The sequence below is a fragment of the Streptomyces crystallinus genome, from assembly GCF_039521265.1.
Taxonomy (GTDB): Bacteria; Actinomycetota; Actinomycetes; order Streptomycetales; family Streptomycetaceae; genus Streptomyces; species Streptomyces crystallinus.
The window spans coordinates 50324-65804 of sequence record NZ_BAAACA010000011.1 but is presented as its reverse complement, the minus strand read 5'-3'; the positions used below and the strand labels follow the sequence as shown (position 1 = coordinate 65804).

General features: G+C 70.9%; 12 protein-coding genes. All 12 read left to right on the top strand.

Going from position 1 to position 15481, the window contains the following annotated elements:
• Positions 1–147: 147 nt before the first annotated feature.
• The 12 genes from ABD236_RS09660 (at position 148) to ABD236_RS09605 (ending at position 15339) form a co-directional block, all read left to right on the top strand.
• Positions 148–1251, top strand: a complete 1104-nt coding sequence (locus ABD236_RS09660; RefSeq protein WP_344072438.1) for a sensor histidine kinase — start codon at positions 148–150, stop codon at positions 1249–1251.
• A gap of 491 nt (positions 1252–1742) precedes the next feature.
• Positions 1743–3254 carry a bifunctional tetrahydrofolate synthase/dihydrofolate synthase gene (gene folC / locus ABD236_RS09655; RefSeq protein WP_344072435.1) on the top strand — a complete coding sequence of 504 codons (1512 nt, stop codon included), beginning with the start codon at positions 1743–1745 and terminating at the stop codon, positions 3252–3254.
• 6 nt (positions 3255–3260) lie between these two features.
• Positions 3261–3608, top strand: coding sequence for a DUF4233 domain-containing protein (locus ABD236_RS09650; RefSeq protein WP_344072433.1), 348 nt, complete (start codon positions 3261–3263; stop codon positions 3606–3608).
• A 142-nt stretch (positions 3609–3750) separates the two neighbouring features.
• Entirely contained in the window at positions 3751–4164 is a 414-nt protein-coding gene (gene ndk / locus ABD236_RS09645) for a nucleoside-diphosphate kinase (protein ID WP_344072431.1), read from the top strand.
• A gap of 267 nt (positions 4165–4431) precedes the next feature.
• On the top strand, positions 4432–5451 hold the full coding sequence (locus tag ABD236_RS09640; RefSeq protein WP_053727412.1) for a rod shape-determining protein: 1020 nt from the start codon (positions 4432–4434) through the stop codon (positions 5449–5451).
• A gap of 136 nt (positions 5452–5587) precedes the next feature.
• On the top strand, positions 5588–6685 hold the full coding sequence (gene mreC / locus ABD236_RS09635) for a rod shape-determining protein MreC (RefSeq protein WP_344072429.1): 1098 nt from the start codon (positions 5588–5590) through the stop codon (positions 6683–6685).
• 12 nt (positions 6686–6697) lie between these two features.
• Positions 6698–7381, top strand: coding sequence for a rod shape-determining protein MreD (mreD, locus tag ABD236_RS09630; RefSeq protein ID WP_344072427.1), 684 nt, complete (start codon positions 6698–6700; stop codon positions 7379–7381).
• Between the two features lie 16 nt (positions 7382–7397).
• A complete protein-coding gene (gene mrdA / locus ABD236_RS09625; protein ID WP_344072425.1) occupies positions 7398–9599 on the top strand; it encodes a penicillin-binding protein 2 in 2202 nt (733 codons plus the stop codon).
• A complete protein-coding gene (gene rodA, locus ABD236_RS09620; protein ID WP_344072423.1) occupies positions 9599–10789 on the top strand; it encodes a rod shape-determining protein RodA in 1191 nt (396 codons plus the stop codon). Before mrdA ends, rodA begins: the two co-directional genes overlap by 1 nt.
• Before the next feature lie 91 nt (positions 10790–10880).
• Positions 10881–12422 (top strand): CYTH and CHAD domain-containing protein, encoded by a 1542-nt coding sequence (locus ABD236_RS09615; RefSeq protein WP_344072421.1) that lies wholly within the window; start codon positions 10881–10883, stop codon positions 12420–12422.
• A gap of 109 nt (positions 12423–12531) precedes the next feature.
• The gene (locus ABD236_RS09610; RefSeq protein WP_344072419.1) at positions 12532–14460 is read left to right on the top strand and encodes a TIGR03960 family B12-binding radical SAM protein; all 1929 of its coding nucleotides are present in this window, start codon (positions 12532–12534) and stop codon (positions 14458–14460) included.
• Positions 14461–14535: 75 nt separating this feature from the next.
• Positions 14536–15339 (top strand): hypothetical protein, encoded by an 804-nt coding sequence (locus ABD236_RS09605; RefSeq protein ID WP_344072417.1) that lies wholly within the window; start codon positions 14536–14538, stop codon positions 15337–15339.
• Positions 15340–15481 lie beyond the last annotated feature (142 nt).

The window sequence follows — 15481 nt, the reverse complement described above, 5'->3', positions numbered from 1 at the left end:
GGGCCCCGGACCGTTGGACGGTCCGGGGCCCTTCGCGTGCTCAGGCGTGCCCAGCTCCGCGTCACGTGGGTCAAATCACGCGATTAGCCCCCAACAAGGGTCGAAAGTCAGTCATGCGGGGCCGAAAGACCTTGCATGATGGAAGACATGTCCGCTCCGTCCCCCGCCTCCGCGCTGCGGCGCGCGCTGGGTGACGACCGGGCGCTGGACGTGCTGATCGCGCTGGCCGCCTTCGCGCTGATGATCATCGATGTGCCGGGCCTGGCGGCGGCGGACAACTCGCTGACCGGGGCGACCGTGCCGCCGGTGCTCGCGGCCGGCTCGGCGACGCTGCTGCTGCGCCGCCGCTGGCCGTGGATCCCGTATCTGGCCGCGCTGCTCTTCCTCGGCTGGCTGCACCAGCTGACCCTGATCCAGTTCGCCCTGTACTCGCTGGGGCGCTTCCGCGGCCGTCGTACGGCGGTGGTGTCGACCGTGCTGTACGTGGCGGTGGCGTGCGGCCTCTACTACGTCCCCGGCTGGATCGGGCACCGCGCCGAGACCCTCAGCTCGTTCCTGAGCATCGTGGTGCCGATCGGGGTGCTGTCGGCGGCGGTGGGCGTCGCCACGTACCGCCAGGACCTGGTGCGCGAGGTCGAGGCGCTCCAGGCCGTGCAGGCCGAGCGGGCGTCGGTGGCGCGGGACGTGCACGACATGGTGGGGCGCGAGCTGACGATGCTGGCGGTGACGGCGGAGGTACGGGCCCGGCGCGCCGTGGGCGGCCCGCACGAGCAGGACTTCGACTCGCTGGCGGCTACGGCGCGGCGGGCGCATCTGATGCTGAACGAGATCATCGTGACGCGGGCGGACGAGCGGCGCGCCACGCCGGGCCTCGAGGGCCTGCCGTCGCTGGCGGCGGAGACCCGCCGGGCCGGGACGCCGGTGCGGCTGGACGTGGCCTCGGGGGCGTACGGGGTGTCCCCGTTGCGCCAGGCGGCGGTCTACCGGGTGGTGCAGGAGTGCCTCACGAACGCGGTGAAGCACGCGCGGGGGGAGGAGGTCGAGGTGGCGATCGACGTCCGGGGCGGCGAACTCGTCGTCCGCGTCCGCAACCGGCTGTCGTCCGCCGTGCCGTCGGCGGCGCCGGTGTCTTCGGGGACGGGGACGTTTTCCATGCGGGAGCGGGTGGAGAGTATGGGGGGTGCGTTGCGTACGCGGCGTACGGCGACGACGTACGAGGTTGAGGCGACCCTGCCGTCCGGCACGCCGTAATCCAACCCGGCCCGGCCTTTGTCTGCGCCCCGGTGGGTGGCTGGTCGCGCAGTTCCCCGCGCCCCTGGGTAGGACGGGCCGTTCGGGCGGTGCTGCGCGCCCCCTTTTGGGCCCGGTCTTCGTCTGCGGGCCGGTGGCCGCTTCTCGCGCAGTTCCCCGCGCCCCTAAAAGATCTGTGGCTGAGCAGGTTTCCCCGACTCCCGCCAACCCCCTAGGGGCGCGGGGAACTGCGCGAGCAACCGACCACGACCCGCAGACGAAAGCGGGGTCAGGGGCGCGGGGAACTGCGCGAGAAGCGGCCACGACGTGCAGACGAAGGCGGGTTTAGGGGCGCGGGGAACTGCGCGACCAGCCGGCCACCGGCCCGCAGACGGAGACCGGGCCGAGAAGGGGCGCGGGGCGCAGCCCCGTTCAGGGGGCCGGGGCAGAGCACCGGGAAAGGCGCTTCGGCCACTCACCCGGCCCGGGGGGCGGCTCCGTAGACTGGGGGCGTGACCGAGCAGCCCGACCACCGCACCCGCCCCGACGACCCCTTCGACGACATCGTCGAGGCCGAGACCCAGCGCGACCCCGACCTCGCCGTGATCGAGGCCGGCAGCCGCACCCTGCGTACGCACGGCGGCGCGCCGCAGACCGACCCCGTCCCCGCCCGCCCCGCCGACCCCGAGGTCGACAAGGCGCTGCGCGCGGTCGAGGCGGAGCTGGCCGGCCGCTGGGGCGAGACCAAGCTGGAGCCCTCCGTGGCCCGGATCGCCGCGCTGATGGACGTCCTGGGCGAGCCCCAGCGGGCGTACCCCTCGATCCACATCACCGGCACCAACGGCAAGACCTCCACCGCCCGCATGATCGAGGCGCTGCTCGCCGCCTTCGACCTGCGCACCGGCCGGTATACGTCCCCGCACGTCCAGTCGATCACCGAGCGCATCAGCCTGGACGGCGCGCCGATCACGGCCGAGCGGTTCATCGAGACGTACGAGGACATCAAGCCGTACGTGGAGATGGTCGACGCCCAGCAGGAGTACCGGCTGTCCTTCTTCGAGGTGCTCACCGGCATGGCGTACGCGGCCTTCGCGGACACCCCCGTGGACGTGGCCGTCGTCGAGGTCGGCATGGGCGGCAGCTGGGACGCGACCAACGTCATCGACGCCTCGGTGGCCGTCGTGACCCCCATCTCCCTGGACCACACCGACCGGCTCGGCTCCACACCCGCCGAGATCGCCGTGGAGAAGTCCGGGATCATCAAGCAGGACGCCACCGTCATCCTGGCCCAGCAGCCGGTCGACGCGGCCCAGGTGATGCTGAAGAAGGCGGTCGAGGCGGACGCCACGGTCGCGCGCGAGGGCATGGAGTTCGGGATCGTCGCGCGCGAGGTCGCGGTCGGCGGCCAGCTGCTGACCCTGCGCGGCCTCGGCGGCGAGTACGAGGAGGTCTTCCTCCCGCTGTACGGGGCGCACCAGGCGCACAACGCGGCCGTCGCCCTCGCCGCGGTCGAGGCGTTCTTCGGCATCGGCTCCGAGCACGCCCGCCCGCTGGACGTGGACACCGTCCGCAAGGCGTTCGCCTCCGTGGTCTCGCCCGGCCGCCTGGAGGTCGTACGCCGCAGCCCCACCGTCGTCCTGGACGCCGCCCACAACCCGGCGGGCGCCCAGGCCACGGCGGAGGGCCTGACCGAGGCGTTCGGCTTCTCGCGGCTGATCGGTGTGGTCGCGGCCAGCGCCGACAAGGACGTGAAGGGCCTCCTCGAAGCCTTCGAGCCGGTCTTCGCCGAGGTCGTCGTCACCGCCAATTCCAGCCACCGCTCGATGGACGTCGACGAGCTGGCCGCGGTCGCCGTCGAGGTCTTCGGCGACGAGCGGGTGGTGGTCGAGCCCCGGCTGGACGACGCGCTGGAGGCGGCGATCACGCTGGCGGAGGAAGAGGACGAGTACGCCGGTGCGGGAGTCCTCGTCACCGGTTCCGTGATCACGGTCGGCGAGGCCCGGCTGCTCCTGGGAAGGGGCTGACGCCCGATGCGCACGCTCTGCGCTTCCACCCTCATCGGTGAATTCTTCGTCATCGGGTTCGCCGGTCTGGTCGCCATGAAGGACGACAGCCTCACCGTGTCCACGGTGTGGACGGTCAGCGGCATCGCGATGCTGTTCTCGGTGCTCCTGTGCGGTGTGCTGACCCGTCCGGGCGGGCTCCAGCTGGGCTGGGCGCTGCAGATCGCCCTGATCGCGAGCGGCTTCGTCGTCCCGCACATGTTCTTCCTGGGCGCGGTCTTCGCGGGCCTGTGGTGGGCCTCGATCCACTACGGCCGCCAGGTGGACGCGGCCAAGGCCCGCTTCGCGGCCCAGGAACCGGAGCCGCAGGCGTAGTCCTTCGTCCGCGGACAGTGCTGGGTTGCTCGCGCAGTTCCCCGCGCCCCTGGCGGGTACGGGCCGGTCCGGGTGCGAGCGCCTCCCGTACCCCCTGTAGCCTCGCCTCACCGCACACGTATGCCGCAAGGAGCCGTACACCATGACCCAGCGCACTCTCGTCATCCTCAAGCCCGACGCCGTCCGTCGCGGCCTGATCGGCGAGATCCTCGGCCGGATCGAGCGCAAGGCCGGCTGGACCATCCCGGCGATGGAGCTGCGCACCCTGGACCAGGAGACCCTGGAGCAGCACTACGGCGAGCACAAGGGCAAGCCCTTCTACGAGCCGCTGATGGGCTTCATGGCCTCCGGCCCCGTCGTCGTCCTCGTCGTCGAGGGCGAGCGCGTCATCGAGGGCGTACGCCAGCTGGCGGGCCCCACCGACCCGATCGCCGCCGCCCCCGGCTCCATCCGCGGCGACTTCGGCACGATCGTCCGCGAGAACCTCATCCACGCGTCGGACTCCGAGGAGTCGGCCGAGCGGGAACTGAAGATCTTCTTCCCGGGTCGGGTCTGATTCCCTGACCGGGTGTCAGCCATATAGCGCTCATGACCTGGGGCGACCGAAGGAATTTCGGTCGCCCCTCGGCATATGCGGGAAGAAGTCGGGAACGCATCGGTCCGACAGATCGTCACCATTACTAGAGGTGGACCAACGCGCCGTGTCCGTGCAGGCGGCACTACGATGGAGCCTCACGCCCACACAGCACCCACCTCGCCGACCTAAAAAGCCGTCAACGCTCGATTAGGGAAGGCCGGACGCATCCTCATGGGGAGCAACAACATGTCGTTCATCGGCCGTGACATGGCTGTCGACCTCGGGACCGCCAACACGCTGGTGTACGTCAGGGGCCGCGGAATCGTCCTGAACGAGCCGTCCGTCGTCGCCATCAACACCAACACCGGCGGCATCCTCGCGGTCGGCGCCGAGGCGAAGAAGATGATCGGCCGTACGCCGGGCAACATCGTGGCCGTACGACCGCTGAAGGACGGCGTGATCGCCGACTTCGAGATCACGGAGCGGATGCTCCGCTACTTCATCCTGAAGATCCACAAGCGGCGTTACCTGGCCCGCCCGCGTGTCGTCGTCTGCGTGCCCTCCGGTATCACCGGAGTCGAGCGCCGCGCCGTCATCGAGGCCTCCACCCAGGCCGGCGCCCGCCAGGTGCACATCATCGAGGAGCCCATGGCGGCGGCCATCGGCTCCGGCCTGCCCGTCCATGAGGCGACCGGCAACATGGTCGTCGACATCGGTGGCGGCACCACCGAGGTCGCGGTGATCTCGCTCGGCGGAATCGTCACGGCGCAGTCCATCCGCGTCGCCGGCGACGAGCTGGACAACGCGATCATCCAGCACATCAAGAAGGAGTACAGCCTCCTCCTCGGTGAGCGCACCGCCGAGCAGATCAAGATCACCATCGGTTCGGCGTACGACCTGGACAAGGACGAGCACACCGAGATCCGCGGCCGCGACCTGGTCTCCGGGCTGCCCAAGACCGTGGTCATCTCGGCCGCCGAGGTCCGCAAGGCCATCGAGGAGCCGGTCAACGCGATCGTCGACGCCGTGAAGACGACGCTCGACAAGTGCCCGCCGGAGCTCTCCGGCGACATCATGGACCGCGGCATCGTCCTCACCGGCGGCGGCGCCCTGCTGCGGGGCCTGGACGAGCGGCTGCGCCGCGAGACCGGTATGCCCATCCACATCGCCGAGGACCCGCTGGATTCGGTCGCTCTGGGCTCCGGCAAGTGCGTGGAGGAGTTCGAGGCCCTCCAGCAGGTCCTCGACGCGCAGCCGCGCCGATAAGCACGATCGGCAGCCGTCCCCCCAAGTCATCCGATGACCTGGGGGGACCGCCCGTACGGGCCACTGCCAACCCGTACGGCGGATCGTTGATATACAGATCGAACAGATTCCGACGAGGAAGGCACGGCCGCCGCACGTGAGGGACACACGAGAGAGCCGGCTGCTCCTGGTGCTGCTGATCGCCGTAGCGTTCGCGCTGATCACGGTCGACATCCGGGGTGGGGAGAATTCACCGGTGGACGGGGCCCGGCAGGCCGCCGCCACGGTGTTCGGGCCGGTCGAGAACGGCATGGCGGCGGCCGTCGACCCGGTGGGCAACGCCATCGGGGCGGTGCGCGACTCGGGGGAGCGGCACAACAAGATCGCCGACCTCCAGCGGGAGAACGAGACGCTGAAGCAGAAGCTCGGCAGCGACGCCCGCAACCGCTCGCGCCTGAACCAGCTCGACGCGATGCTCAAGACCGCCGGCGAGGGCCAGTACGGCATCAAGGCCGCGCAGGTCATCGGAATAGGAGCGGCCCAGGGCTTCTCCTGGACCGTCACCATCGACGCCGGCTCGCACGACGGCATCAAGCGCGACATGACCGTACTGAACGGTGAGGGCCTGGTCGGCCGGGTCACCACCGTCGGCCCCTCCACCGCCACCGTGCTGCTCGCCAACGACCCGGACTTCACGGTCGGCACCCGGATGGAGAACAGCGACGAGCTGGGCTTCGCCACCGGGCGCGGCGACCGGCCGCTGTCGGTGCAGCTGCTCAACGGCAAGGCCAAGGTCAAGGCGGGCGACCGGCTGGTGACCTTCGGCTCGCAGGCCGACAAGCCGTTCGTGCCGGGCGTCCCGGTCGGCGAGGTCGTCAAGGTCGACCCGTCCGGCGGCGACCTGACCCGGACCATCTACGTCCGTCCGTACGTCGGGTTCACCAAGCTCGACATCGTCGGCGTCGTCGTCCAGGCCCCGCGCACCGACCCGCGCGACCAGGTGCTGCCTGCCAAGCCCAAGCCGACCCCGACGCCCACGGTGACCGTCACGGTCACCCCGCCCCCGCCGGGGAACGGGGTGGGCCCCAACCAGGCCGACCCGAACGTCCCCATCCCGAACGGCGACCCCAACCCGAACCAGAACCAGAACCAGAACGCGGTCCCGGACCCCAACGCGGACCCCCAGCGCAAGCCCAACGCCGTCCCCGGCGGCGATCCGAACGCGAACAACGCCGCCGCCGACGGCGACCAGTAGGAGCTGATCCAGATGCGTATCAACAGGGTCATCCTCTCCTGCGCCCTCGTCGTCGTCGCCCTCGTCGTCCAGGTGAGCGTCCTCGCCCGGCTCCAGCTGCCGGGCGCCGTCCCGGACCTGGTGCTGCTCACCGTCCTCGGCCTCGCCCTCGTCTACGGCCACCTCGGCGGCGCCTTCGTCGGCTTCGGCGCGGGCCTGCTGTGCGACCTCGCCCCGCCCGCCGACCACGCCGCCGGACGCTACGCCCTGGTCCTGTGCCTGGTGGGCTATGCGGCCGGGCTCGCCAAGCCCGACCACGGCCGGCTCCGCTCGGCCACCGGCCCGATGGTCGTGGTGGTCTGCGCGGCCATCGGCTCCACGCTCCTCTACGCGGGCGTGGGCGCCCTCGTCGGTGACACCGCGGCCCGCCATGTCGGCCTGCTGAACCTGCTGTTCACGGCCGCCGTCTACGACCTGCTGCTGGCCCCGTTCACGGTGCCGCTGATCATGGCGCTGGCCAGACGGGCCGAGAACGACCCGCTCGGCGAGACCTCCGGGGGCGGCGGCGCGGCCAAGAACGGCACGAGCATCGCCTCCGGCTGGCTCTCCGGCGGGACCGGGCTGCGGATCGGCAACCAGAAGGGCGGCCTGCGCGTGAAGGCCGCCCGCAACCGCGCGGCCCGGGCCGGCCGCATCAAGGGCGTCAAGCGACTGTGAACGAGGGGGCCACGGCGTGAGCAACATCCCCGAGACGGGACGCACCCCCCGGGTGCAGATCCGGCTCATCATCATCCAGGTCCTCGTCTTCTCCCTGCTCCTCACCCTCGGCGGGCGCCTCTGGTACCTCCAGATCCGCAACGGGCAGGAGTACGAGGACGAGGCCAAGAACAACCATGTGCAGCAGGTCGTCCAGCCCGCGGTGCGCGGGGCGATCCTGGACGCGCGCGGGGTGCCGCTCGCGGACAACGAGACCCGCCTGGTGGTCTCCGCCTCCCGTACCGACCTGACGAAGATGCCCGACAAGGGCAAGGCGGTGCTGACCCGGCTGGCCGCGGTGCTCGGCATGAAGCCGCAGGACGTCATGGACAAGGTGCGCCTGTGCGACGCCAAGACGCCCAAGCCGTGCTGGAACGGCTCGCCGTACCAGCCGATCCCGGTCACCGACAAGGCCACCACCCAGCAGGCCCTCCAGATCCGCGAGCGCTCCGAGGACTTCCCCGGCATCACCGCCGACCCCACCGCCGTGCGCCGCTACACCGCGCCCGGCAAGGCCAACACCGCCCAGGTGCTCGGCTACCTCTCGCCGGTCACCGACGAGGAGATCGACAAGGCGAAGGACACCGACTCGCCGTATCTGCGCTCGGACATGGTGGGCCGCTCGGGCCTGGAGCGCACGTACGACAGGCAGCTGCGCGGCAAGGCGGGCGTGACCCGTTACGAGGTGGACAACCTCGGCCGGGTCATCGGGCAGGCGCAGAGCGACAAGGCCGAGCCCGGCTCCAACATCGTCACGTCGATAGACGCCCGGGTGCAGGCCGTCGCCGAGTACGAGCTGAACCACGCGATGGAAGAGGCCCGCAAGGAGTTCGACAAGAACACCAACGAGAACTACAAGGCCGACGCGGGCGCCGTCGTGGTCATGGAGGCCAAGACCGGCCGCGTCGTCGCCATGGCCTCGCTGCCCAACTACGACCCGAACGCCTGGGTCGGCGGCATCTCCGCCAAGGACTACCAGGCGCTCACCGGCAAGGACTCCAACTACCCGCTGCTCAACCGCGCCATCCAGGGCCAGGCCGCCCCCGGCTCGATCTTCAAGGTGGTCTCCTCGGCGGCCGCGGTCCGCGCCGGGTACCCCTTCAACAACACCTACCCCTGCCCCAGTTCGTACTCGGTCGGCGGCCAGGTCTTCAAGAACTTCGAGTCCCAGGGCCACGGCAGCATCACCATCGGCCAGGCCCTGGAGGTCTCCTGCGACACCGTCTACTACGGCCTCGCGCACGACCAGTGGCTCAAGGACGGCGGCATGAAGCCGAAGAAGGACGCCGCCGACTGGTTCTACAAGACGGCGCACGACTTCGGCCTCGGCTCCAAGACCGGGATCGACCTGCCCAGCGAGGTCCCCGGCCGGGTCCCCGACCGCCAGTGGAAGCAGCGCTTCTGGGCGGCCAACAAGGACGCCTGGTGCAAGCACGGCAAGAAGGACGGCGACTACGTCGAGAAGATCGAGTACGAGAACTGCCTCGAAGGCAACCTCATGCGCGCCGGTGACTCGGTCAACTACTCCATCGGCCAGGGCGACACCCTCGTCACCCCCATCCAGATGGCCACGATCTACTCGGCGATCTCCAACGGCGGCACCCTCTACAACCCCACCGTCGGCAAGGCGGTGATCAGCGCCGACGGCAAGTCGGTCAAGGAGATCAAGCCCAAGTCGCACGGCAGGCTGCCGATGACGCGGGAGACCCGCGACGACATAGACGAAGCCCTCGCGGGCGTCGCCACCCGCGGCACCGCCGCCTGGCGCTTCGGCGGCTGGCCGCAGAAGCAGATCCCGATGCACGCCAAGACCGGCACCGCCGAGGTCTACGGCAAGCAGACCACCTCGTGGTTCGCCACGTACACCAAGGACTACTCGATCGTCATGACGATCTCGCAGGGTGGTACGGGCTCCGGCGCGTCCGGCCCCGCCGTGCGCAACATCTACGACGCGCTCTACGGCCTCGACGACGCCGGCAACCAGGACCTCAAGCGGGCGCTGCTGCCCGAGCCGCAGCAGGCCCTGCCCAGGATCCAGGCCGACGGCTCCATCGACGCGCCGAAGATCGAGCCGTACGACCCGGACTCGCAGAAGGTGCCCGAGAAGAAGACCGGTGAGCAGCAGCTCGCCGCGGCCAACACCGACAACCGGAACGGCGGACGGGGGCGCAGGGACTGATGGCCGGCTTCTCCGTCCAGCGCTACGCGCCGGAGCGCTCCACCTTCGCCAAGCTCACCGCGCGCGACTCGGTGCTGCGCCGGCTCGACTGGTGGCTGCTGCTGTCCGCGCTGGCGCTGTCGTTCATCGGCTCGCTGCTCGTGTGGTCGGCGACCCGCAACCGCACCCAGCTCAACAACGGCGACCCGTACTACTTCCTGATCCGGCACGCCATGAACACCGGCATCGGCCTGGGGCTGATGATCGGCACCATCTGGCTGGGCCACCGCACCCTGCGGGGCGCGGTGCCGGTGCTCTACGGGATCTCGGTGGTGCTCATCCTCGCGGTGCTCACCCCGCTGGGCGCGACCGTCAACGGCGCGCACGCCTGGATCATCATCGGCGGCGGCTTCTCGCTCCAGCCGTCCGAGTTCACCAAGATCACCATCATTCTGGGGATGGCGATGATACTGGCGTCGCGGGTCGACGCCGGGGACACGCCCCACCCCGACCACCGCACGGTGCTCAAGTCCCTGGGCATCGCGGCCCTGCCGATCCTGATCATCATGATGATGCCGGACCTCGGCTCGGTCATGGTCATCGTGATCATAATTCTGGGCGTGCTGCTCGCCTCCGGAGCCTCCAACCGCTGGGTGCTCGGCCTGATAGGGGCGGGCGTGGCGGGCGCGGTCGCGGTGGCGGCGCTCGGGCTGCTCGACGAGTACCAGATCAACCGCTTCGCGGCCTTCGCCAACCCCAACCTCGACCCGGCGGGCGTCGGCTACAACACCAACCAGGCCCGGATCGCCATCGGCTCCGGCGGGCTGACCGGCACCGGCCTGTTCAAGGGCAGCCAGACCACCGGCCAGTTCGTCCCCGAGCAGCAGACGGACTTCGTGTTCACCGTCGCGGGCGAGGAGCTCGGCTTCGTCGGCGCCGGACTGATCCTCCTGCTGCTCGGCGTGGTCCTGTGGCGCGCCTGCCGCATCGCCCGCGAGACGAGCGAGCTGTACGGAACGGTCGTGGCGGCCGGGATCATCGCCTGGTTCGGCTTCCAGTCCTTCGAGAACATCGGAATGACCCTCGGCATCATGCCGGTGGCGGGCCTCCCGCTGCCCTTCGTGTCGTACGGAGGCTCGTCCATGTTCGCGGTCTGGGTGGCGATCGGACTGCTCCAGTCGATCAGAGTGCAGCGGCCGATAACGGCCTGAGCGGCCCTGAGCGCCCGAGGGATGCCGGACCGGCCGCGATGGCCGGTCCGGCGCTCTGTTTAGGTTCCGGATTCGCGTCTAGATTCACTTCATGGCGGAGACGAAGCGCGAGATCGAGCGGAAGTACGAAGCCACCGGCGACGACGTCCGGCTCCCCGACCTCACCAGGGTCCGGGGCGTCGCCGGCGTCGTCGACAAGGGCGTCGTCGAGCTGGACGCCGTCTACTACGACACCCCGGACCTGCGCCTGGCCGTGGACTCCCTCACCCTGCGCCGGCGCACCGGCGGCGACGACGCCGGCTGGCACCTGAAGTTCCCGGTCGCCACCGGCATCCGCGACGAGATCCGCGCCCCCCTGTCCCCGGAGGTGCCCCGCACCCTGACGGCCCTGCTGCGCTCCCGCGTCCGCGACGCCCGGCTCGACCCCGTCGTGCGGCTGACCTCCTCCCGTGACGTACGCCAACTGGTCGACGGGGACGGCACGCTGCTCGCCGAGGTGAGCGTCGACGCGGTACGGGCCGTGCGGCTCGGCCCCGGCAAGGCGGGCGCCACGGCCGCCTGGACCGAGGTCGAGGTGGAGCTCGCCGACGAGGTGGACCCCGACCTCCTGGACCGCGTCGAGAAGCGGCTGCGCAAGGCGGGCCTGCGCCCCTCCGAGAGCGCCTCCAAGCTGGCCCGGGCGCTCGCCGAGACGGCCCCCGACGTGCCCGGCCTGCCCGAGCCCGCCCCCGCGAAGACCTTGGACGAGCACACCGCGGGCGGCCACGTCCTCGGCTATCTGCGCGCCCAGCGCGACGCCCTCGTCGCCCACGATCCGGCCGTCCGGCGCGACCTGCCCGACTCCGTCCACCAGATGCGCGTCGCCACCCGCCGGCTGCGCAGCGCCTTCAAGTCGTACCGCAAGGTCCTGGACCGGACCGTCACCGACCCTCTCGGGGAGGAGCTGAAGTGGCTCGCGGCCGAGCTCGGCGTCGACCGCGACCAGGAAGTGCTCACCGCCCGCCTCCAGAACCACCTGGCGTCCCTGCCCCGCCCCCTGGTGCTCGGCCCCGTCCGGGGCCGGCTGCGGATCTGGAGCGTGGCCCGCCGCTCCGGCTCGCGCCGCAAGACCCTCGCCGTCCTCGACAGCAGGCGCTACCTCGTACTGCTCGACACCCTGGACGCGCTGCTGGAGAGCCCGCCGCTGCGCCCGGCGGCCCGGCGGCCGGTCACCGAGGTGCTGCCCAAGGCGGTGATCAAGGACTACCACCGGCTGGCGGGGCGGATGGCGCACGCCCTGGAACTCGACTCGGGCGAGGCGCGCGACGTGGCCATGCACGAGGCCCGCAAGGCCGCCAAGCGCGCCCGTTACGCCGCCGAGGCCGCCAAGCCCGCGCTCGGCGCCCCCGCGAAGAAGTTCGCCAAGAAGATGAAGTCGGTGCAGACGGTCCTGGGCGACCACCAGGACAGCGTGGTGGCCCGCGAGGCCCTGCGCGGCCTGGCCGTCCAGGCCCATCTGGCCGGGGAGTCCGCGTTCACCTGGGGACTCCTGTACGGACGGGAGGCCGCGGCCGCCGCCGACCGCGAGCGCGAGCTGCCGCAGGCCTGGCACAAGGCCTCCCGGCCGAAGCTGCGCGAGCGGCTGCGGGACTGAGCCGGGGGAGCCGCGGGACCGAGCCGGGGGGCCGCGGGCGGCCGGGGGTACCTCGTGAGCGGGTTACGCTAGAGAGTCGCCCCCTGCCAGCTCACGAAAGTTCGTCGAGATGACTGCCGCCGAGTCCGTCTTCCCACAGCTCGAAGCCCTGCTCCCGCATGTGCAGAAGCCGATCCAGTACGTCGGCGGTGAGCTCAACTCCACGGTCAAGCCCTGGGAGAGCTGCGACGTCCGCTGGGCGCTCATGTACCCCGACGCGTACGAGGTCGGGCTGCCCAACCAGGGCGTCATGATCCTCTACGAGGTGCTGAACGAGCGCGAGGGCGTCCTGGCCGAGCGCACGTACAGCGTGTGGCCGGACATGGAGGCCCTGATGCGCGAGCACAAGGTGCCCCAGTTCACCGTGGACAGCCACCGGCCCGTCGGCGCCTTCGACGTCCTCGGCCTCAGCTTCTCCACCGAGCTCGGCTACACCAACATGCTCACGGCCCTGGACCTGGCGGGCATCCCGCTTGAGTCCAAGGACCGCACCCTCGACGACCCGATCGTCCTCGCGGGCGGCCACGCGGCCTTCAACCCCGAGCCGATCGCGGACTTCATCGACTGCGCGGTGATCGGCGACGGCGAGCAGGCCGTGCTCGACATGACCGAGATCATCCGCGCGTGGAAGGCCGAGGGCCGCCCCGGCGGCCGCGAGGAGGTCCTCTTCCGCCTCGCGAAGACCGGCAACGTGTACGTCCCGGCGTTCTACGACGTGGAGTACCTGCCGGACGGCCGCATCGGCCGGGTCGTACCGAACAAGTCGGGCGTGCCGTGGCGGGTGTCCAAGCACACGGTGATGGACCTGGACGAGTGGCCCTACCCCAAGCAGCCCCTGGTCCCCCTCGCCGAGACCGTCCACGAGCGCATGTCCGTGGAGATCTTCCGCGGCTGCACCCGCGGCTGCCGTTTCTGCCAGGCCGGCATGATCACGCGCCCCGTGCGGGAGCGAAGCATCACCGGCATCGGCGAGATGGTCGAGAAGGGCCTGAAGGCGACCGGCTTCGAAGAGGTGGGCCTGCTCTCCCTCTCCTCCGCCGACCACACCGAGATCGGTGAGATCGCCAAGGGCCTCGCGGACCGGTACACGGAGGACAAGATCGGTCTGTCCCTCCCCTCCACCCGCGTGGACGCCTTCAACGTCGACCTCGCCAACGAGCTGACCCGCAACGGCCGCCGCTCGGGCCTGACCTTCGCCCCCGAGGGCGGCTCCGAGCGCATGCGCAAGGTCATCAACAAGATGGTCTCCGAAGAGGACCTGATCCGTACGGTCGCGACGGCGTACGGCAACGGCTGGCGCCAGGTGAAGCTGTACTTCATGTGCGGCCTGCCCACCGAGACCGACGAGGACGTCCTCCAGATCGGCGACATGGCGGTCAACGTGATCGCCAAGGGCCGTGAGGTCTCGGGCCAGAACGACATCCGCTGCACGGTCTCCATCGGCGGCTTCGTGCCCAAGCCGCACACCCCGTTCCAGTGGGCCCCGCAGCTCTCGGCGGAGCAGACGGACGCCCGTCTCGAAAAGCTCCGCGACAAGATCCGCGGCGACAAGAAGTACGGCCGCTCCATCGGCTTCCGCTACCACGACGGCAAGCCCGGCATCGTCGAGGGCCTCCTCTCCCGTGGCGACCGCCGCGTGGGCGCGGTCATCCGTGCCGTCTACGAGGACGGCGGCCGCTTCGACGGCTGGCGCGAGCACTTCAGCTACGACCGCTGGATGGCGAGCGCCGAGAAGACCCTGCCGTCCTTCGGCGTCGACGTCGACTGGTACACGACGCGCGAGCGCACCTACGAGGAGGTCCTGCCCTGGGACCACCTGGACTCCGGCCTCGACAAGGACTGGCTCTGGGAGGACTGGCAGGACGCCCTCGACGAGACCGAGGTCGAGGACTGCCGCTGGACGCCGTGCTTCGACTGCGGGGTGTGCCCCCAGATGGACACCCACATCCAGATCGGCCCCACGGGCAAGAAGCTGCTTCCGCTGACGGTCGTGAAGTAGCCCGCTTCATTTCCGGTTGATCACAGCAGGCCCCGCACCGCAACGGTGCGGGGCCTGTGGTGCGTCCTGAGGCACATGGAACTCCAGCAGCAGCCGAAGCAGCCCGAGGGCTGTCTGACCGTGGCGGTCCGGCTTCCCGTACGGATCGTGGTCCTGGTCCTGGTGCTCCCGGTCCGGCTGGTCTGGGACGCGGTCGCGGCGGCGGGCCGGGCGGTGTATCGCGGGGTGCTGCGGCCGGTGGGGCGGGCGCTGGGCTGGCTGTGGCGGTACGGGGTCGCCGTGCCGGCGGGGTGGGTGTATCGGTACGTACTCACCCCCGTGGGGCGCGGGGTGTGGTGGGTGGTCGCCGGCCTGTGGTCGGGCCTCGTGTGGGTCCTCTCCGGTGTGTGGGCCGGGATCGCCTGGGTCGGCTCCGGTGTGGGGATCGGGCTCGGGTGGGTCGGCGCGTGGGTGTGGAGGGGGCTGTCGTGGCTCGGGCGGGGGCTCGGTGTGGTCCTCTCCGTGCTCGGAACTGCCCTCGTACGAGTGGGTTTGATCTTGTTTGTGGTACCCGTCGGGTGGTTCTGCCGGCGGGTGCTGAGGCCCCTCGGGCACGCCGTCGCGGTCGTCGCTCGCGAGGTCGGTGCCGCGTTCGGGCACGCGTGGCGGATCGCCGGGCAGGTCTCGCGGGCCGTCGGGCGCGCGCTGAAGTGGCTCGGGTGGCAGCTGGTGGGGCGGCCCGTGCGCTGGGTGTGGCGGACCGTGTGCGCACCCGTCGCGCACTGGGTGCGGGCCGTGCTGTGGGCCCCGGTGAAGCGGATCGCCGCCGAGGCAGGACGCACCGCGCGCGAGGCCCTCGTCTCGGCCCGCGAGACCGTGCGGCGGGCGCTGCGGGCCTGACGCCTGGACAGGTGGGTGCTTCGGCTGCGGACCGTGCTGGGCTGGTCGCGCAGTTCCCCGCGCCCCCGAAGACGCGCCCCTGCGGGGAACCGCGCGACCAGCCCCCTTCGAGCCGCAGCCGAAGTGCCCGCTCCCGCCCGTG

Bases quoted from the DNA above. Each gene is read 5' to 3' on its own strand.
- rodA (WP_344072423.1), top strand. From the start codon at position 9,599: ATGGCCGGCTTCTCCGTCCAGCGCTACGCGCCGGAGCGCTCCACCTTC.
- mreD (WP_344072427.1), top strand. From the start codon at position 6,698: ATGCGTATCAACAGGGTCATCCTCTCCTGCGCCCTCGTCGTCGTCGCC.
- ndk (WP_344072431.1), top strand. From the start codon at position 3,751: ATGACCCAGCGCACTCTCGTCATCCTCAAGCCCGACGCCGTCCGTCGC.
- ABD236_RS09660 (WP_344072438.1), top strand. From the start codon at position 148: ATGTCCGCTCCGTCCCCCGCCTCCGCGCTGCGGCGCGCGCTGGGTGAC.
- ABD236_RS09615 (WP_344072421.1), top strand. From the start codon at position 10,881: ATGGCGGAGACGAAGCGCGAGATCGAGCGGAAGTACGAAGCCACCGGC.
- ABD236_RS09650 (WP_344072433.1), top strand. From the start codon at position 3,261: ATGCGCACGCTCTGCGCTTCCACCCTCATCGGTGAATTCTTCGTCATC.
- ABD236_RS09605 (WP_344072417.1), top strand. From the start codon at position 14,536: ATGGAACTCCAGCAGCAGCCGAAGCAGCCCGAGGGCTGTCTGACCGTG.
- ABD236_RS09610 (WP_344072419.1), top strand. From the start codon at position 12,532: ATGACTGCCGCCGAGTCCGTCTTCCCACAGCTCGAAGCCCTGCTCCCG.
- ABD236_RS09640 (WP_053727412.1), top strand. From the start codon at position 4,432: ATGTCGTTCATCGGCCGTGACATGGCTGTCGACCTCGGGACCGCCAAC.